Annotated in this window: 19 protein-coding genes; 8 read left to right on the top strand and 11 right to left on the bottom strand. The window is 64.6% G+C overall.

Translation table 11 applies throughout. The features are described from left to right. Window positions 1–134 precede the first annotated feature (134 nt). Window positions 135–1,853: a metallophosphoesterase gene (locus ACIGGF_RS13110; protein ID WP_397521734.1), complete on the bottom strand. Its 1,719-nt coding sequence runs from the start codon at window positions 1,851–1,853 to the stop codon at window positions 135–137. 484 nt (window positions 1,854–2,337) lie between these two features. Between ACIGGF_RS13110 and ACIGGF_RS13105 the strand changes: the two genes are divergently transcribed. After that, complete coding sequence (locus tag ACIGGF_RS13105; protein WP_397521733.1) at window positions 2,338–2,634, top strand: hypothetical protein; 297 nt, start codon at window positions 2,338–2,340, stop codon at window positions 2,632–2,634. 202 nt (window positions 2,635–2,836) lie between these two features. Here ACIGGF_RS13105 and ACIGGF_RS13100 read toward each other — a convergent pair whose 3' ends face one another. The 4 genes from ACIGGF_RS13100 to mrf all read right to left on the bottom strand — a co-directional run bounded on the left by ACIGGF_RS13100 (window position 2,837) and on the right by mrf (window position 5,643). Continuing rightward, on the bottom strand, window positions 2,837–3,901 hold the full coding sequence (locus ACIGGF_RS13100; protein WP_397521732.1) for a VIT1/CCC1 family protein: 1,065 nt from the start codon (window positions 3,899–3,901) through the stop codon (window positions 2,837–2,839). Between the two features lie 78 nt (window positions 3,902–3,979). Further along, window positions 3,980–4,147 (bottom strand): 50S ribosomal protein L32, encoded by a 168-nt coding sequence (gene rpmF, locus ACIGGF_RS13095; RefSeq protein ID WP_094631227.1) that lies wholly within the window; start codon window positions 4,145–4,147, stop codon window positions 3,980–3,982. A 3-nt stretch (window positions 4,148–4,150) separates the two neighbouring features. After that, entirely contained in the window at window positions 4,151–4,411 is a 261-nt protein-coding gene (locus ACIGGF_RS13090) for a type B 50S ribosomal protein L31 (protein ID WP_121870664.1), read from the bottom strand. Then, complete coding sequence (mrf, locus tag ACIGGF_RS13085) at window positions 4,408–5,643, bottom strand: ribosome hibernation factor-recruiting GTPase MRF (protein WP_397521746.1); 1,236 nt, start codon at window positions 5,641–5,643, stop codon at window positions 4,408–4,410. The genes ACIGGF_RS13090 and mrf overlap by 4 nt, the downstream gene beginning before the upstream one ends. 137 nt (window positions 5,644–5,780) lie before the next feature. Between mrf and rpmB the strand changes: the two genes are divergently transcribed. The 7 genes from rpmB to ACIGGF_RS13050 all read left to right on the top strand — a co-directional run bounded on the left by rpmB (window position 5,781) and on the right by ACIGGF_RS13050 (window position 8,880). Next, entirely contained in the window at window positions 5,781–6,017 is a 237-nt protein-coding gene (gene rpmB, locus ACIGGF_RS13080) for a 50S ribosomal protein L28 (protein ID WP_032365915.1), read from the top strand. Then, window positions 6,014–6,184 carry a 50S ribosomal protein L33 gene (gene rpmG, locus ACIGGF_RS13075; protein ID WP_187346656.1) on the top strand — a complete coding sequence of 57 codons (171 nt, stop codon included), beginning with the start codon at window positions 6,014–6,016 and terminating at the stop codon, window positions 6,182–6,184. Before rpmB ends, rpmG begins: the two co-directional genes overlap by 4 nt. Window positions 6,185–6,187: 3 nt before the next feature. Further along, on the top strand, window positions 6,188–6,493 hold the full coding sequence (gene rpsN / locus ACIGGF_RS13070; protein ID WP_222092353.1) for a 30S ribosomal protein S14: 306 nt from the start codon (window positions 6,188–6,190) through the stop codon (window positions 6,491–6,493). 14 nt (window positions 6,494–6,507) lie between these two features. Next, entirely contained in the window at window positions 6,508–6,762 is a 255-nt protein-coding gene (gene rpsR, locus ACIGGF_RS13065; RefSeq protein ID WP_008719028.1) for a 30S ribosomal protein S18, read from the top strand. An 82-nt stretch (window positions 6,763–6,844) separates the two neighbouring features. Then, window positions 6,845–7,771, top strand: coding sequence for an AEC family transporter (locus tag ACIGGF_RS13060; RefSeq protein ID WP_397521731.1), 927 nt, complete (start codon window positions 6,845–6,847; stop codon window positions 7,769–7,771). Window positions 7,772–7,817: 46 nt separating this feature from the next. Beyond that, complete coding sequence (locus ACIGGF_RS13055) at window positions 7,818–8,282, top strand: hypothetical protein (protein WP_397521730.1); 465 nt, start codon at window positions 7,818–7,820, stop codon at window positions 8,280–8,282. A gap of 25 nt (window positions 8,283–8,307) precedes the next feature. Beyond that, a complete protein-coding gene (locus ACIGGF_RS13050; RefSeq protein ID WP_397521729.1) occupies window positions 8,308–8,880 on the top strand; it encodes a DUF1707 domain-containing protein in 573 nt (190 codons plus the stop codon). A gap of 1 nt (window position 8,881) precedes the next feature. Here the strand turns inward: ACIGGF_RS13050 and ACIGGF_RS13045 are convergent, their stop codons facing one another. The 6 genes from ACIGGF_RS13045 to ACIGGF_RS13020 all read right to left on the bottom strand — a co-directional run bounded on the left by ACIGGF_RS13045 (window position 8,882) and on the right by ACIGGF_RS13020 (window position 17,063). Further along, the gene (locus ACIGGF_RS13045) at window positions 8,882–10,828 is read right to left on the bottom strand and encodes a hypothetical protein (RefSeq protein ID WP_397521728.1); all 1,947 of its coding nucleotides are present in this window, start codon (window positions 10,826–10,828) and stop codon (window positions 8,882–8,884) included. Next, on the bottom strand, window positions 10,828–12,213 hold the full coding sequence (locus ACIGGF_RS13040) for an ATP-binding protein (RefSeq protein WP_397521727.1): 1,386 nt from the start codon (window positions 12,211–12,213) through the stop codon (window positions 10,828–10,830). Before ACIGGF_RS13040 ends, ACIGGF_RS13045 begins: the two co-directional genes overlap by 1 nt. Before the next feature lie 116 nt (window positions 12,214–12,329). After that, on the bottom strand, window positions 12,330–13,145 hold the full coding sequence (locus tag ACIGGF_RS13035) for an endonuclease domain-containing protein (protein WP_397521726.1): 816 nt from the start codon (window positions 13,143–13,145) through the stop codon (window positions 12,330–12,332). A gap of 204 nt (window positions 13,146–13,349) precedes the next feature. Next, complete coding sequence (purH, locus tag ACIGGF_RS13030; RefSeq protein ID WP_397521725.1) at window positions 13,350–14,900, bottom strand: bifunctional phosphoribosylaminoimidazolecarboxamide formyltransferase/IMP cyclohydrolase; 1,551 nt, start codon at window positions 14,898–14,900, stop codon at window positions 13,350–13,352. Next, entirely contained in the window at window positions 14,897–15,511 is a 615-nt protein-coding gene (purN, locus tag ACIGGF_RS13025; RefSeq protein ID WP_397521724.1) for a phosphoribosylglycinamide formyltransferase, read from the bottom strand. The genes purH and purN overlap by 4 nt, the downstream gene beginning before the upstream one ends. A 79-nt stretch (window positions 15,512–15,590) precedes the next feature. Beyond that, window positions 15,591–17,063 (bottom strand): DUF6350 family protein, encoded by a 1,473-nt coding sequence (locus ACIGGF_RS13020; RefSeq protein WP_397521723.1) that lies wholly within the window; start codon window positions 17,061–17,063, stop codon window positions 15,591–15,593. Window positions 17,064–17,116 lie beyond the last annotated feature (53 nt).

Here is a 17,116-nt window from a genome sequence, read left to right as displayed (position 1 = left end):
CGTTTCGCCCTTGGCATTTTTTCCCCCCCCCTTTTTTGGGTTTTTCCCGGGGTTTTTTTCGGTTCTCGGGCCCCCGCGCGTGTGGTGCGTTTTTCCCCCCCCCCTCCCACCCCCCCCCACCACTGCCGCAGGCACTAGGACGAACCGAAGATGGGGCCGACGGGGATCTTCCGCTCGAAGGTCAGGCGGTCGAATTCGTTGCCGTACTCATCGATCGCTCCGATGATCATCCTGCTGGGCGTAATTCCCGCAATACCCGGCACCACATCGACTCTGACGAACGAGTAGTTCAGGAATCGCACCCGAGACCAGGTGATGGACTCAGCCGACTTGGTGCCGTCCGGTGCCCACACGTAGCTGTTGGGAACTGCGGTATCGGGCAACTCGTTGCCGCGGTAGCTGACGCCCTCGCCGTTCTGGAACGTGTATCTGGGCCGGCCGCCACCCCCGACCGTGTAATACACGGTGCCGTCGGTCTTTCCGCTGACCGTTGCGTTGTCACCCGCAACCCTCGTCGCGCGATTCCCGCGGATCGGATCGGTGCGCTCGAAGACGTGATTGTGAGCCTGAAGCACCACATCCACCTCGTACTTGTCGAACAGCGATACCCAGGCGTCGCGCACGCCTCCGTCGCTCGCGTGGGTGGAGGTCGTCGAGTACGCGCAGTGATGGAAGAAGCAGACGATGAAGTCGATGTTCGGATCGGCACGGTACTTCGCGAGAGTCTGCTCCACCCACGTGTTCTGGGCTCCCCCGCTGTACCCGGTGTTGGCCTTGATCTCGTAGCTCACGTCGTTCGCGTCGAGCGAGAGAACGGCGGTGTTGCCATAGACGAACGAGTACGCCGACGGGCAGCCCTTCGGCCCGTTGGTCGGCTGATCCAAGCGCGCAGCATGTCCGCCGTATCCGTTCGGACTGTACAACGCTTCCATGTCGTGATTACCGGTGGCGAACAACCACGGAGCGGTGGACGCGCTGGCCTCGATCGCTTGGAAGTAACCGTCCCAGACGAATGGGTTGAATTTGTCGAATCCCTTGGGTGGTGTCTGCCCGTGCTTGGCGAACTGCGGAGGCAGTCCGGCACCCGAGGGATCCGCGTACGCGATATCGCCGGCCAGTATATGAAAATCCGGATGCGACGCCTCGATCTGTCGATTGATGTTGCGCGCGTGCTTGACCGACGGCTCGTTGTCGGCCTTGTAGTACAGGTCGTCGTAATCCCCGGCCACGAGACCGGCTGGCTGCGTGGGGGTTTCGTCGACGCCCTGGTCACCCATCATCGTGAACCGGAACGGAGCGATGCGACCCGACGGCAGCGCTGGAGAAGCACTGCGAATGTCACTCACGAATCCGTCCGCAGTGCGCCAGCGGTAGTAGTGCGGCAGCTTCGGCGTCAGATTGTCGACGGGTACGTGAACGTAGTACTGCTCCGCCGACAGAATTCCACCGTCGGTCTGCGGCACCTGGCTGATGAGGTTGCGTACCTCGGCGGAGGTCGTCGTGCCCAAAGCGGGCGTCGGGCCGTGATCGAGGAAGACGCCGGTGATTCCGGGATTACGCGAGAGTTGAGCGGAGAACCGGAGCTGCGTCGCCGGGTCGTTTCCGAATCCCATGTGTCGGCCGGCCACCGCCAACGGCGCGTCCTGCGCGTAGGCGGTGCGCGCGAACACCGAATTCCCGACGCCTACCGCGGCCGCCGTCGCGGCCGCTCCCACCAGGAAGTTGCGTCGACTGACCGGGTGCCGCCGCAGAAACGACCGATGCCAATCGTGCTGCTCGGCCATGGTCATGTTCTCGGCGAGTGTGCCCGGAATACCGGTCGCGACGGTCTCGCCTGCGGGATTGAGCGTCATGCAATCGATGGTGACCGTGAAGCCCCCTCGGGCGCTGAACAGAACGAAGCACGGCGGATGAACAAACGGAGAACAGCGAGGCACAACGGGACGAACGCGGACAATCCCGTCGGGGAAAGTGTTTGGTGCGCGAGCCGGGAGCCGTCTGACCGATGCCAACAGTCATTGCAATGAACTGGGAAAGTAGGGCAATGAACTGGGAAAGTAGGGCAATGAACTGGGAAAGTGGGTCCACATCACGGGCAATGCGGCTCACATCAGTCCCACCCGCTGCGCAACTGGTCACACGCGACACGGGAGATGGCAATTCCGTCGGCGACTGGCGCGCCGAATCATCGCAAGCACTGCTAGTCTGAGCACGAAACTTGAGGTCAGCGCCGGTTGGCTGAAGTTCGACGTGAGTTATACACCTCCGGTGATTGCACGCGCCCCTGTGGCCGCAGTCAGTCAGCGGGAGCCAACAGTTGAAAATCGAGGAGAAGCCATGCTGAAGAAGTCGTTGACCGTAGCCGCACTGTCCATCGCGTGTGCGATCGGATTCGCCCCGTTGGCGCAGGCCGCGGATGTCCCCGATTTCGAGGACGACATTGAGGGGATCTCCATCTCCGAGGCCCGCGCAGCGATCAAAGCCACCGACAACGTCATGCTCATCAAGCGAGATAGCTCCATCCTTGAGTGCGACGACGAGGCTCGCGTTGCGACAGATCTGCGAGCGGTGTACTTTCCGCCGATCGACCGCTACAACGTAATCATCACCTTCTCTTGCCCCGACGAGGAATGACCTTTCGCACTTCGATAGTCCGAACCGAAGACGCGCGCCGAGATCCCATCTCGGCGCGCGTTCTTCGTTGTTCACCACGTCGGGACGTGTTTCGCTCACGTACCCGGACGTTGCGCGGTACTGCCTGCACGCAAGTGCTCTGCTCCGACGGGATTCCGTCGCTGGAGCACGATAATGCGCAACCCGCCCAGGATGTCGCGACCTACACTCCCCCACCGAATGCGAGTCCCAGTAGATACGTCGCCCCCGCAGCACCGTAGCCGATGGCCAGCTGCCGCAGGGCGCGCTTGATGGGCGGGCCGCCGCTGAGCAGTCCGACGATCAAACCCGTACAGATCAGTGCCAGTCCGACAAGTACTGCGGCAACCGCAAGGGCTACATAGCCTTTGAGGCCGACGAGATACGGCAGCACCGGAACCACCGCTCCCGAGGCGAAGAAGCAGAAACTCGCCGCGGCGGCACCGAGCCCGGTTCCGATGGATTCGTGTTCGTCGATGTCGGTGGCCGGTTCTTCGACGGCCGGCAGGAGTCGGATGACGTCCGCTGCTTTCGCGTCGGCCTCCTCGTGAGTCATTCCGCGAGCGCGGTAGACAAGGGCCAATTCGTTGGCGTCGACATCCAGGTGTTGGACGGCCTCGTTCGCCGCGCTGTCGGGCGACGACGCCTCGAGCAGCTCACGTTGTGAACGCACGGAGACGTATTCGCCCGCGCCCATGGACAGCGCACCGGCGAGCAGTCCTGCCAGGCCGGTGAACAGGACGATCTGGTTGGACACTCCGGATCCGCTGATGCCGAGCACCAGCGCGAGGTTGCTCACCAGCCCGTCGTTGGCACCGAACACCGCGGCCCGAAACGTTCCGGACAGCCGGTTGCGGCCGCGCGCCGCGAGCGCTCGGATCACCTCGGCGTGAATCTGCTCGTCGGCAGTCATGGCCTCGGTCGCATCGGCGTCGGTGGCATACGGCGAGCGGGTTTCGGCTCGTTGCGCCAACGCGAGCACGAACACCGAACCGAAGCGACGCGCCAGCACCCCGAGGATTCGAGTGCGCACGTCACCCTTGAGCGGCATACCGACGCGGTCACCCAGCAGGGTTCGCCAATGCTGCTCGTGGCGACCCTCCGCATCGGCGAGCGCGAGCAGAATTTCGCGCTCCTCGCCGGTGCGTCGGCCTGCCAGATCGCGATAGACGGCGGCCTCGGCCCGCTCGTCGGCGAGGTATTGCCGCCATCGCTTGACGTCCTTCGCCGAGGGTGCCGTTCGACTCATCGGACAAACGTACCGGGCTGCGCCCTCGTGCGCGTTTTGCGTAGCTGGAGGTACGCAAAACGCGCACGACAGAAGGGGTCAGCTCGGGTCGTACACCCCGGTCTGCACTGCCTTGACCAACCTGCGCGGCACTCGGAACTCTTGCCCTTGGAACCGCACCGTCACCAGATCCGGGGCGACGGCCTTCCACTGTGCTCGACGACTCCGTGTGTTGGAGCGCGACATCTTTCTCTTCGGAACAGCCATGGCTCAGGCGTCCTTTCGGCTTCGGCGACCGTAACGCTTCTCGAACTTCTCGACGCGTCCCTGGGTATCCATCACGCGCGCGGCTCCGGTCCAGAACGGGTGCGATTCGGATGAGACGTCGACGACGATCAGCGGGTAGGTGTTGCCGTCTTCCCACTCTGTTTCGCGGGCGGACGTGACGGTGGATCGAGTGAGGAACTTGTTTCCGGTGCTCGAGTCCTGGAACACCACCGGGTGGTAGTCGGGGTGGATGCCTGGCTTCATTCTGTTGCCTCTCGTGATTGTTCTGCGTACGGGGATTCGCTGCTGTCGCAGGGGTCTTCGTGCCACTGTCCGAACGGATCGGTCCAGGTCGACCACAGATCGGGGTCGGTCATCTCGTCGTCGGACACCAACGCCCACTGCAGAGTTCGGTCGATCTCGGTGGGATCCGCGGCATGGACCAGGATCACCAGCGAGGTGTCTCGATCACCGAATTGCTCGTCCCACCGCAACGCGGCCATTGCTCGTCGGGTGGTATCGATGCGGTCCTGTTCCACCGGAGTCATTGCGACGAGCCACTTTCCGGCGCTTGCCACCCGCAATCCGCCGCCGGCCGATTCGATCCACAGGGCTTCGTCGGGTTGCGTGGCGACCCAGGCTCGTCCGCGGGCAGTGACGACGCCGTCGAGCAATACGTCGATGGCCTCGTGCAAACGCTCGGGATGGAACGGCCTGGTCGCGGTGAACTCCACGAGGGCTACCCCGCAGTCGACGGTCAGGGGCGGTTGGCCCCGCAGTAGCGGCGAGTGGGCATCGGTGATCTCACCGGCGCGCCGAGCGTCGAAGGGAACAGCGGCGAGCACTGCCGGGCCGTCGACCATCGAATCCTGTGACACCCATGCGACGGGCGCGTTCGGTGCCAATCGTGCGAGGACGGCCGCGAGCCTGGCCCGTTCCCAGGCCTCGACCTCCGGGCCTGCGGTGACGACCAGCGCGTCGGCGTAATCGACCTGCCCGACGACCAATTGCGCGACGGTTCGGTCGTCGTCACCGCTGGCGACGATGCCGCGGTCCGCCAGGGTGTCGTCTCCGGTGGCATCGGCCAACCAGGTTGCGGCGTCGAGGCAGCCGATGACGGCCTCGATACGCACGTCGCGTGAGGCCGGGCCGTCGATCTGTCCCACGACCTCGGCGACCACGACGTTGTCCACCGCCCAGCACAATGCCTCGGGCTCGAGCGCCGAGTCCAGCACGAGCACGATGCGATCGACACTGCTGCGGGTCGACAGGGCACGCAGCAGTGGCAGCAGGTCTTCGCGAAGCGTGCAGGAGACACACCCGTGCGCCAGTTCCAGGATCGTCTCGCGCGGGTCCTCACCCAGGACGTACAGCGTGCGACGTACGACGCCCTCGGTGACGCGGCTCAGGTCGTGGCGAACTGCGACCGTCCCGGGCGCGAGCAGCGATGTCACGACCGCATCCATGGCTCCGGTCCAGCCGGAGACGAGGACCATCGGGGTTCGATCGTCCGGTGATGTGTTCACAAGCGCCCTTCTTATCGACAACGATTGTCATTATCTGAGGATGCACGCTACATTCGACGGAACGCTTTGTCGAAAACGATTGTCATAATGGCAAGAAAGGAGTGCTCATGTCTGCGCACTGCCAAGTCACCGGGCGCACCCCCAGCTTCGGAAAATCCGTCTCGCACTCCCACGTGCGCACAAGTCGCAGGTGGGACCCCAACATCCAGCGCAAGACGTACTACGCGCCGAGCCTCGGCCGCCGCGTCACCCTGACCCTCTCGGCCAAGGGCATCAAGACCATCGACCGCGACGGCATCGATGCCGTGGTCGCCAAGATCCGCGCACGCGGGGAGAAGATCTGATGGGCAAGAGCACCGACGTCCGGCCGATCATCAAGCTCAAGTCGACCGCCGGCACCGGCTACACCTATGTCACCCGCAAGAACCGTCGCAACGATCCCGACCGACTGGTGATGAAGAAATACGACCCCGTCGTCCGCAAGCACGTCGATTTCCGAGAGGAGCGCTGACCGGTGGCCAAGAAGTCCAAGATCGAGAAGAACGAGCAGCGCAAGGTCATCGTCGCCCGCTGGGCGACGCGTCGAGCAGAGCTCAAGGAGATCATCCGCAAGCCCTCGAGCAGCGATTCCGAGCGCGCGGAGGCCCAGGCGGCACTGCAGCGTCTGCCGCGCGATTCGAGTCCGGTACGATTGCGCAATCGTGACGCTGCGGATGGACGTCCGCGCGGTTACCTACGGAAATTCGGGCTGTCCCGCGTGAAAATGCGCGAGATGGCTCACCGCGGGGAGCTGCCAGGCGTCCACAAGTCGAGCTGGTAAGGGAAAAGGTAGAGATGGCAGTCAAGAGAGCACCGTCGAAGAAGGTCCGCGCAGAGGCGGGTCGTCGACCGAAGAAGAACCCGTTGAATGCCGCCAAGGTCACCACGGTGGACTACAAGGACATCAACCTTCTTCGTCAGTTCATTTCCGACCGCGGCAAGATCCGTAGCCGTCGTGTCACCGGGCTCACCCCGCAGCAGCAGCGCCAGGTCGCTGTCGCAGTGAAGAACGCTCGTGAAATGGCATTGCTGCCGTTCACCAGCCGCTGAATCAGCTTTCGAGAAAGGCCACGTAGCCCTGGGGGCTACGTGGCCTTTCTGTCGTTCCTAGCAAGAAACGAGCAGTTCTACGATGTCCGGCGTTCTCGAAGGCTTCACCGTCATCTTCGTCGTGATCGCACTGGGGTACCTGCTCGCCCACCTGAAAGTGCTCGGCGAACACGGCCAGTTCGTACTGAGCCGACTCGTGTTCTTCGTGGCAACGCCGGCGCTGCTGTTCGTCACATTGGCGAACTCGGATCTGTCGGTCATCCTCTCCCCCGTACTGGCCGTGGCCGGTTCCACGGCGATGCTCGTCGGTGCGGTCTATTTCGTCATCGCCAAGCTCGTGCTGAAACGCACCGTCCCCGACGCGACCATCGGCGCACTCGCGAGCTCGTACGTCAACTCCGCCAATCTCGGCATTCCCATCGCCGTGTTCGTCCTCGGCGACGCCAACTTCGTGGCCCCTCTGCTGCTGTTTCAGATCATGATCTACACCCCGATCGCGGTGACGTTCCTCGACATCTCCACCAAGATCGACCAGGTTTCCTTGTTCAAGACTGTCACAACGCCGTTTCGGAACCCGATCGTGCTGGCCGGAGCCGCGGGACTCATCCTGTCGATCACCGGCTTCGAGCTGCCCGAGGCGCTCATGCAACCATTCCAACTCGTCGGCAATCTGTCTGTTCCCGGTGCCCTGCTCGCCTTCGGTCTCTCCCTGTACGGGGCGCGGGTACTACAGAAAGGCATCAGTCCACGGCGGGACGTCGCCCTGGCCACGGTCTTCAAAATGGCACTTCAGCCGGTACTCGGCTACCTCATGGCCCGGTTCCTCTTCGGTCTGGACGGTCACGATCTGTTCGCCATCGTCGTCGTCTCGGCCCTTCCCACTGCGCAGAACGTGTTCGTCTTCGCCAGCCGGTACCAGCGCGGAGTGGTGCTCGCCCGCGACACAGCGTTCGTGACCACGCTCGTGTCGATACCCGTCATCGCGCTCGTGACGGTGTTCCTCGCATGACCCCGATACAAAGGTTCTCCTCAGCTCCCAGCGCTACTTTGGACTCATGAGGTTTCTCGCTGCAGGTGTCATGCTGTGCCTGCTGCTGGCTGGCTGCAGTACCGCCTCCGGTGGCGACGAGGACATGACTACCACGGTCGGTTCCACCACACCCGTAGGCCTCGCCCAGCAGCCCAGCGCACCTCCGGTTCCTCACGAGGTCCCCGTCGGCGACGTCGGCACGATGTTCGAGCCGACTCCCGATCTGATCCGCGCCACCACGACGCCCTTCGAGTCGTGGAGCCACGTCTCCCCCAACACCATCGCGGTGCACTTCGTCACCGGTACTCCGGAGTGCTACGGAGCCGACGCGTCGGTCACCGAGACCGACACCACCGTCACCATCGAATTGCGTACCGGAACCAGGCCCGACGCGACCGACAAGTCCTGCATCATGGTTGCCGTCTACGCCACCATGCAGATGACGTTGGCAGCGCCTCTCGGCGACCGCGTCATCCTGAATGCGGCCTGACCCGGCCACCGGTAATGTCCGGATGGTGAGCGATCATCTCCCCGACCGAGATCGAAGCCAGGTGCGCGCGGCCGACGCGGACCGAAACCTCGTGGCGCAGTTGCTGAGCGACGCGTTCGCGAACGGCCAACTCACCGTCAGCGAATACGACGAACGCACCGCCGCGGTGTACCAGGCGAAGACCTACGGCGAACTCGACGTCCTCACCGGCGATCTGGTGTTGTCCCCTCCACCCGCTGCCGCACCGTCCGCCGGCTCCTCGAACGACCGCGTCATCGCCATCATGAGCGGTGCGGTGCGCAAGGGCGAGTGGACCCCCGCCGCCCGCATCGACGCGTTCGCCTTCTGGGGCGGCATCGAACTCGATCTACGCCGAGCGTCGTTCGCCGCCCAGGACACCACCATCAACTGCGTGGCCATTATGGGCGGCATCGACGTCACCGTGCCGCCCGCTGTCGGCGTCGAGGTCCGCGGCATGGGCGTCATGGGCGGTTTCGATCACGTCAGTGCGTCCCACCCCGGCGCACCCCGCGTGATCATCACGGGCTTCGCGTTCTGGGGCGGCGTCTCGGTGAAGATCAAAGACCCCGGCAAATGATTCAGGATCGCCGACGCTTGAGGTAGTCCGTCACCACCGCAGCACCGAGTCCGTCGAGATCCGGCGCGATGACGCGCCCACCCACGCGCTCGGCCATCTTGTCCACCACCCGTGCGAGACCGGGATCGTCACCGAGCCGGAAAATTGTCACCTGCGCACCGAGTTTCGCGACGGTGTCGAGTTCGCGGACGGTCAAGCCCAACGTCTTCGACGACGGCGGGTAATCGAAATACGCATGGCCGTCCGGTTCGAGATGCGCTGTCGGCTCACCGTCGGTAACGATCAGCACCACCGGCTGCGCGTTGGGATGACGCCTGAGATGCCGCACCGCAAGCATCAGCGCGTGATGCAGATTGGTGCCCTGGTCGTAGGCACCGTCCAACCCTGCCAGCTCCGACGCCGTCAAAGTCTGTGCGTGCCTGCCGAATCCGATCAACTGCAGGTCGTCCCCGCGGAACCGGGTGCTCACCAGATGATTGAGCGCGAGTGCTGTGCGCTTCATCGGCACCCAACGGCCGTCCATCACCATCGAGAACGACGTGTCGACCAGCAAGGCCACCGCAGCCTGCGTTCGCGTCTCGGTTTCGCTGATCTCCACATCGGTCACCTGCAGCTGAACCGGGAAACCCGAACCTGTTGCCGCCGAGCGCAGTACCGCATTGTTCACCGTTCGGGTGACGTCCCAGGGCTCGGTGTCGCCGAACTCCCACGCCCGCGACGCTCCGGTGGGCTCCCCCATCGCACCGGCCTTGCGCATGTCTCGCTCGCCGCCGCGTCGGGACAGCTTTCCCGCGACGTCCTTGAGCGCGGATTGCCCCAGCTGCCGCATCGCCTTGGGTGACAGTCGCCATTGGCCGTCGGCACCCTTGTCCATGAAACCCTGCTGCTGCAGCGCCTTTTCGAGTTCGGCGAGCATCCTGGCGTCGGCCGCGGCCTCGGGCCCGAGTTGCTTCAACAACGCGTCGGCATCGATGTCGTCCAGCGCCGCACCGTTGTACTGCTGGGAGAGCTGATTTCCCAGGTTCTCCAGATCGGCGATGTCCTGAAGGGCTCCGGTGCCGTCGCCCAGACCCATACCGTTCTCGCCGCGGAAGTTCTGCGAACCGTCCCAGTCCTCACCGGGCCGCGCCTGTTGCAAGTTCTGATCCAGCTGATCCAGTTGCTCGAGCAGGCTCGAGTCACCGAAGGCCTGTTGCGCCAACGCATCCAGCTCGGCTCGCTGCTCGGGGGTCAGTGAGTTGCGTAGTCGCTGCGCGGCGGCAGCCCTTTCCGCCAGTGAATCGAGCAACTCGTCGACATCCTTCGGGTTCTCCGGAAAATGCTGACCGTGCTTGTTCATGAACTCGTCGAACTGCTCGTCGGTGTCCTCGCCCTTGTTGTGCGCGTCGAGCAGTTCGTTGAGGTCCTTCAGCATTTCGCTGATGGCCTGACGATCCTGCTCGGTGGCACCTTCGAGGGCCTGCTTCATGCCCGCAAAACGCTGATCGAGCATCTCGCGTCCGAGCAGATCCTTGATCTTCTCGTAGTTCTCGCGCCCCTCGGAAGACCGCCAGTCGTAATCCGACAACTCCTGCACCGCTTGGGCAGTGGACGGTGACAGGTCACCGATCTGCATCTCCTGGAACCGCGCGTCGTCGTCGAGCGCACGTGCCAACGCCTTGCGCTCCTCGAGCACCGCCTTGTCCAGCAGCTCACGTACTTCCTGCAACGTGCCGTCGAGGTTGTTCTTCTTCAACAGGTCTCGTCGACGCTTCGCGGCCTGCGCGGCCAAGTCGTCGAGCCCGCGCATGTTCTTCGTCCCACGCCGCAGCATCTCCTGCAATGCCCGCCGCGGTGACGCCCCCTCGAGGACGTCCTCGCCGATGGCGTCGAGCGCCTCTCGCAGATCCACCGGTGGCGCAAGGGGATCCGGCCCGTCGTGATACCGCCCGTATCTGGAGCGACGCATCAGCTGTACACCGTCTGACCCTCGTCGTCGGGATCCTTGGAGATCCGACGTGCGAGGTAGAGACCTTCGAGTGCGAGTTCGACGGCGGCAGCTTTCTCGCCGTCCGAGGTGGCACCGAGCCGCTCGTGAATGTCGCCGATGACCTCGACGTCGGGCAGCTCGTCGAGCAGAGCTTTCGCGGTGATGCGATCGCCGGTGACGATGGGCTCGCCCGTCTCGATCGCCGTCACCAGAGCTGCCAAATTGATGCCGCCCAGGTGTGCCCGGACGGTATCGGCGGTCGCGCGGCGCAGCATGTGCTCGAGCACCTCGATTTCGCGGCCCTCTTCACCCGACTCGAATTCGACCTTGCCGCGCAGCACCTCGATGATGGTGCCGAGGTCTACCGGCCGGGCCACGGGCTCGGCCTCCCCGAGAATCGCGGCCCGGTGAACGGCTGCAGCAGCAATGGTTTCGGCGGCTGCAATCGCGAAACGGGCGGAGACTCCGGAACGCTGGTCCACCGACGGCGACTCGCGCAGCAGTCGGGTAAACCGGGCCAGCACCTCGAGCAGGTAGGTGGGAACGGTTGCCTGCAGCTCCGCTTCCTGGTCGATGACGGCGACCTCGGCGTCGAGCTCGAGGGGGTAGTGGGTCCTGATCTCGGCACCGAAACGGTCCTTGAGCGGAGTGATGATGCGTCCGCGATTGGTGTAGTCCTCAGGGTTCGCACTCGCCACCAACATCACATCGAGCGGCAGACGCAGGGTGTAGCCGCGCACCTGGATGTCCCGCTCCTCCATGACGTTGAGCAACGACACCTGGATACGCTCGGCGAGGTCGGGAAGCTCGTTGATCGCCACGATGCCGCGATGGCTGCGCGGGACGAGTCCGAAGTGGATGGTCTCGGGATCGCCCAGGCTGCGACCCTCGGCGACCTTCACCGGATCGACGTCGCCCACGAGGTCGGCTACCGACGTATCGGGAGTCGCCAGCTTCTCGGCGTACCGCTCGCTGCGATGCCTCCACTCGACGGGCAGGTCGTCGCCGAGTTCCTTCGCTTTCCTGATGCTGGCCGGAGTGATGGGCTCGTACGGATGCTCGCCCAGTTCGGCGCCGGCGATCACCGGCACCCACTCGTCGAGCAGCAAATTCAGGGTCCGCAGCAGACGCGTCTTGCCCTGACCACGCTCGCCGAGCAGCACCACGTCGTGACCGGCCAGGATGGCGCGCTCGAATTGCGGTAATACCGTCGAGCCGAATCCGACGATCCCCGGCCACGGATCCTCGCCGTCGCGCAATGCCTTCAGAAGATTTTCGCGCAATTCTTCCTTGATCGACCGCTGCCGATGTCCGGATGCCTTGAGTTCGCCGAGAGTGGAGATGCCAGGTTTGGTAGAGGTCACTTCTCCACGCTACGAGCGTTTGGCAATTGCTGCCATCTAGTGCTGGGTTGTGGTCTCGCCGAGTCCGCACTTGCGTCACTCGAACTGGGCAAATCACCCGCGCAACTGCGACCTCGCTAGACCGGAGCGCCCGCGGCCCGCAGCTTTGCCCTCACTCGTGCCACAACGTCGTGCGGTCGCAGCCGCATCTGCTCGGAGTTGACGCGAACAATCTGCCACTCACAACGTTCGAGGGCCTCGAACCTCTCGATATCCCGGGTGCGCTGGCGTTCCTCCAGCCAGTAGTGCACGCCTTCGTACTCCACTCCTACCCGCCATCTCTGCCAACCCATGTCTATTCGCGCCACGAACCTGCCCGAACTGTCACGAATGACGATCTGAGTTTCGGGCTTCGGCAATCCAGCCCCGACCAGTAGCAATCTGGTTCGGGTTTCCTGGGGCGACTCCGCGCCACCGTCGACGACATCGAGTGCTCTCGACAATTGCCGGATGCCTCGTGTGCCCGGCCGCTGCCGGCCATAAGCACGTATGGCTTCTGCGTCGACGCCGGTAGCGGCAAGTAACGAGTCGAGGAACACCACCGACAGCGGCGGCGGCACCCATCGCCCGAGATCGAATCCAGTGCGCACAGGAGTGGATACCGCAAATCCCCCGATAGCCATCACATCGTCGGTATCGAATGCGTCTTGGTGGATTCGCAAGCCGGGCAGCTGGTGTGATCGCCTGTCCGCCAGCACACTCGGAGGAATGGTCGGGTCGATCCACCGTGCACCGTGGACCGCGGCCGCCGAAGTACCCGCGATGACTGCGCCGTCGCCTACGCACACCGATGCGGCCACAGCCAGTGCCCGCGCATCCAATGTGGTTCCAGCACGCACATAGGTGTCACGGAACACTCGTAGGTAGTCGCGGGTCAATTGGTGACGGCTCAACGAACCGGACTGTAGAGCAACGGACCCACGAAACGGCTCAGCCTCGATCCCCATGGAGTCGACACTGGCACGCCTGTGACCATCGAAACGGGCCGCGATGCGATCTGTGGATAACTGTCTCGTTTATCCACAGACGTCGAGATCGCAGTTATGCGCGTCGAATTGGTGTATTGAGCTGCACAACTGCGACCTCGGCGCTACCCGCTAGTGAGCGAAGTGTCGCGAACCCGTCAGGTACAGCGTCACGCCCGCATCCTGTGCGGCAGCGATCACCTCGGTGTCGCGGACCGAACCACCTGGCTGCACGACGGCTTTGACGCCTGCGTTCAGCAGGACCTGCAGGCCGTCGGGGAACGGGAAGAAGGCGTCGGAGGACGCGACCGAACCGGCGGCGCGATCCCCGGCCCGCTGGACAGCGAGATGGGCCGCGTCGACGCGGTTGACCTGGCCCATTCCGACGCCCACCGACGCACCGTCGTGGGCCAGCAGAATCGCGTTGGACTTCACGGCTCTGCCTGCGCGCCAGGCGAATTCGAGATCCTTCAAGGTCTGCTCGTCCGCAGGTTCACCGGCAGCGAGGGTCCAATTCGCTGGATTGTCGCCATCTGCATCCAGCACGTCGCGCTGCTGCAGCAGCGCGCCACCGGAGACGGGCTTGAGTTCGACACCCGCCGTGGGCGGCGCCTCCGCCAGCAGGACGCGAACGTTCTTCTTGCGCTGCAGCACTCCGAGGGCACCATCCGCGTACGACGGGGCGATGATGACCTCGGTGAAGATTTCGGCCACCTGCTCTGCCATCTCGACGGTGATCTCGCGGTTGGCTGCGATGACGCCGCCGTAGGCACTCACCGGATCGCAGGCGTGGGCCTTGCGGTGCGCCTCGGCGATGTCCTTGCCGACGGCGATGCCACAGGGGTTGGCGTGCTTGATGATTGCGACGGTGGGATCGGCGTGGTCGAAGGCTGCCCGCCAGGCCGCGTCGGAATCGGTGAAGTTGTTGTACGACATCTCTTTGCCGTGCAGCTGCTCGGCCTGCGCGATACCCGAGCCCGCAGGGTCGACGTACAGCGCCGCGGACTGATGAGGATTCTCGCCGTAGCGCAGCACGGCGGCACGGTCCCAGGTTCCGCCGATCCATTCGGGGAACGAGGACTCGGACTCGACCAGGACACTGCTCATCCACGACGCCACCGCGACGTCATAGGCGGCGGTGTGCTGAAATGCTTGTGCCGCAAGCGAAGTCCGCTCGGCCAGGGTGAAACCACCACCGGCGACGGCGGTCAGGACGTCCTCGTAGCGGTTGGGGTCGACCACCACGGCAACCGACGGGTGATTCTTGGCCGCGGCACGCACCATCGAGGGTCCGCCGATGTCGATCTGCTCGACGCATTCGTCCGGCGTCGCGCCACTGGCGACGGTCTCGGTGAACGGGTAGAGGTTCACCACGACGAGCTCGAATGCCTCGATACCCAGCTCTTCGAGCTGCGAAAGGTGTTCGGGCTTACGGGTATCGGCGAGCACACCGGCATGCACCCGAGGATGCAGGGTCTTGACGCGTCCCTCGAGGGTCTCGGGGAATCCGGTGAGGTCTTCGACCTTGGTCACCGGAATTCCGGCGTCGGCGATTTTGCTCGCCGTCGATCCGGTGGACACCAGAGCGACGCCCGCGCCGTGCAAGCCGGTCGCCAGTTCGATCAGTCCGGTCTTGTCGTAGACGCTGACCAGTGCGCGGCGCACTGCTTTACGTTCACTCATCGGATTATCTGAGCCTTTCGTCCATCGGAGGTGACACCTGTGGTGGCCACGGCTGCGATCACGTCGACCAGCAACCGTCGCTCGACAGTCTTGATGCGTTCGTGCAAGGCCGCTTCGTCGTCGCCGTCGAGGACCGGAACGGCTTCCTGCGCCAGGATCGGCCCGGTGTCGACGCCGGAATCGACCAGATGAACCGTCGACCCCGTCAGTTTGACGCCGTGGTCGAGAGCATCTCGAACGGCGTGCGCGCCCGGAAACGACGGCAGGAGGGCGGGGTGGGTGTTCACGATTCGCCCGGAAAAAGCGTCGAGAAATCGCGGACCCAGGATCTTCATGAAGCCGGCGGTGACGATCAGATCCGGCTCGAAGCCGAGTACCGCATCGGTGAGCGCCGCGTCCCAGGCCGACCGGTCCGGGAAATCACGCAGGCAGATACGAACGTGTGGGATTGCGGCATCGTCGGCATGGTGCGCCGCGTCGCACTCCCGGTCGACTCCGACGCCGACGATGCGTGCCGGATAGCCCGGAGCCACGGAGGCAGCGACGAGCGACTGCAGGAGCGAGCCGGTCCCCGACGCGAGGACGACGACCCGCGCGGGTGTCTCACGCAAGGCAGTCAGCGCACTTCTCCTGAGGTATCGAGGGGATCGTTCGAGCCAGCAGAAAGCCTAGTCGCTGGACCCCATCGCCCTACCGGGCAGGTCCGTCCTGCGCGGCGCTCGACGCATCGTCCTCGTCCCCGGGTGGGGCGACGATCTCGGCCTCCAGGGGTTCCTCGGCACCGGGCTCGGCTTCGGGCTCGACAGCAGGCTCCTGGGTCGGCTCGGCCGGAAGCCCGTCCAGTACTTCTGCCTCTACGACATCTCCGACGATCTCTTCGGCGTGATCGTCTTCCAACTGCTCGGCGGGCTCGGCGGGCTCGGCCTCGATCGCAATCTCGGCGGCGGGCACCACGGCCGCGGCCGGCTCGACCGGTTCGGGCTCGGGTTCTGCCCGACGCCATACGACGATGGCTGCGCTCACTGTGCCGGCGACGGCCAACCAGGCGAACGTGAGCAGGCCGAAGCTCCAGACGGTCACCTCGACGGTGCCGAAGGTGCCCAGATTGCCGCCCGCGGCGTATCCGAACAGGGCTGCGAGCAGTCCGGCTGCAGCGGCCACGACCCACACCGAGGACACCGCGACCTGGATGTCGGCGTTGCGAACGGCGCAGTCACGTCCGAGCAGCAAACCCGCACCGATCGGGACAGCGAGCATGACGACCCAGATCGTCTGCGCGGGCCCTTCGGGAAGGACCGCAAGGATCGGCAACGGCGGTAATGGTCCACCCGTCGTCGCGAAGAGGCTCACCGATGCGTCGCCGAAACCGGCACTGGACCCCGTCGCCACCGCGAGGGCACCAAGTACGACGTTCGGAAGGTACAGCACCGACAGGACGGTCAGTCCCAGCATTCCGACGACATCGCGTCCGCTGTCGACCAGAGCGCCTGCGGTCTCCCAGGAGAGAAGCAGGGCGATCAGTACTACCGCCGCGCCGCCCGCGGCGAGCATCGACAGGGTCCGCACGAAGGGCGCGACGAGTGCGCGAACCCAATCGGGAAGACCGCGGCGGAGCACCAGCGAGTCCCAGCGCGCGAGCATCAACCCTGTTCCCGACGCGGCCGCGTGCACACCGGCCACGCAGGAGAATGCTACGAGGGCATTGGGGCTGGACAGGCCGATCACGGTGGATGCGTCCTTGGCGACGGCCAATGCGATAGCGGTGACGGCGAGCGGACCTGCCAACGAGGCCGCGAACACCCATCGGACCATGCGAAGTTCGGTGTCCGCATCGACAGCGCGGTGGACGGTGCGCGCCACGGACCAGCCGATGATCAGCGTCGGCAGCAGAGGGGCCACGCCGAGGGATGTCCCGCCGATACTCAGGGGAATCAGATGCACGACGAACCATGAACCGGCGATTGCTCCGAAGGTTCCGGTGAGATCGCTGTTGGTCGAGACGAGTGTGAGCAGAGCGAGGGTGGTGGCAACCACCACGACCAGTCCGGAGATCTTGAACGCCACTGCGGCAAGCAAGCGCGACTGGTCCGGGGTCGGTCCGTTGCCGACGCGGGTGGTCCTCGCAGCCGCGCGTCGAGTGTCTCGGTTCAGTAGATCGCTCATCGCAACGAGAGTCGCATCAACTGCGCGGCGCGCCGGTCAGGCGCGCCGCGAAG

This window comes from Rhodococcus sp. NPDC078407, from assembly GCF_044542515.1.
GTDB lineage: Bacteria > Actinomycetota > Actinomycetes > Mycobacteriales > Mycobacteriaceae > Rhodococcoides.
Note: the sequence above shows the minus strand (reverse complement) of the source record. Positions and strands in the feature narration are given on the sequence as shown.

Coding starts and splice junctions, on each gene's coding strand:
- ACIGGF_RS13110 (WP_397521734.1), bottom strand. CDS start 1,853: ATGACGCTCAATCCCGCAGGCGAGACCGTCGCGACCGGTATTCCGGGC.
- ACIGGF_RS13105 (WP_397521733.1), top strand. CDS start 2,338: ATGCTGAAGAAGTCGTTGACCGTAGCCGCACTGTCCATCGCGTGTGCG.
- ACIGGF_RS13100 (WP_397521732.1), bottom strand. CDS start 3,901: ATGAGTCGAACGGCACCCTCGGCGAAGGACGTCAAGCGATGGCGGCAA.
- rpmF (WP_094631227.1), bottom strand. CDS start 4,147: ATGGCTGTTCCGAAGAGAAAGATGTCGCGCTCCAACACACGGAGTCGT.
- ACIGGF_RS13090 (WP_121870664.1), bottom strand. CDS start 4,411: ATGAAGCCAGGCATCCACCCCGACTACCACCCGGTGGTGTTCCAGGAC.
- mrf (WP_397521746.1), bottom strand. CDS start 5,643: ATGGTCCTCGTCTCCGGCTGGACCGGAGCCATGGATGCGGTCGTGACA.
- rpmB (WP_032365915.1), top strand. CDS start 5,781: ATGTCTGCGCACTGCCAAGTCACCGGGCGCACCCCCAGCTTCGGAAAA.
- rpsR (WP_008719028.1), top strand. CDS start 6,508: ATGGCAGTCAAGAGAGCACCGTCGAAGAAGGTCCGCGCAGAGGCGGGT.
- ACIGGF_RS13060 (WP_397521731.1), top strand. CDS start 6,845: ATGTCCGGCGTTCTCGAAGGCTTCACCGTCATCTTCGTCGTGATCGCA.
- ACIGGF_RS13055 (WP_397521730.1), top strand. CDS start 7,818: ATGAGGTTTCTCGCTGCAGGTGTCATGCTGTGCCTGCTGCTGGCTGGC.
- ACIGGF_RS13045 (WP_397521728.1), bottom strand. CDS start 10,828: ATGCGTCGCTCCAGATACGGGCGGTATCACGACGGGCCGGATCCCCTT.
- purH (WP_397521725.1), bottom strand. CDS start 14,900: ATGAGTGAACGTAAAGCAGTGCGCCGCGCACTGGTCAGCGTCTACGAC.
- ACIGGF_RS13020 (WP_397521723.1), bottom strand. CDS start 17,063: ATGAGCGATCTACTGAACCGAGACACTCGACGCGCGGCTGCGAGGACC.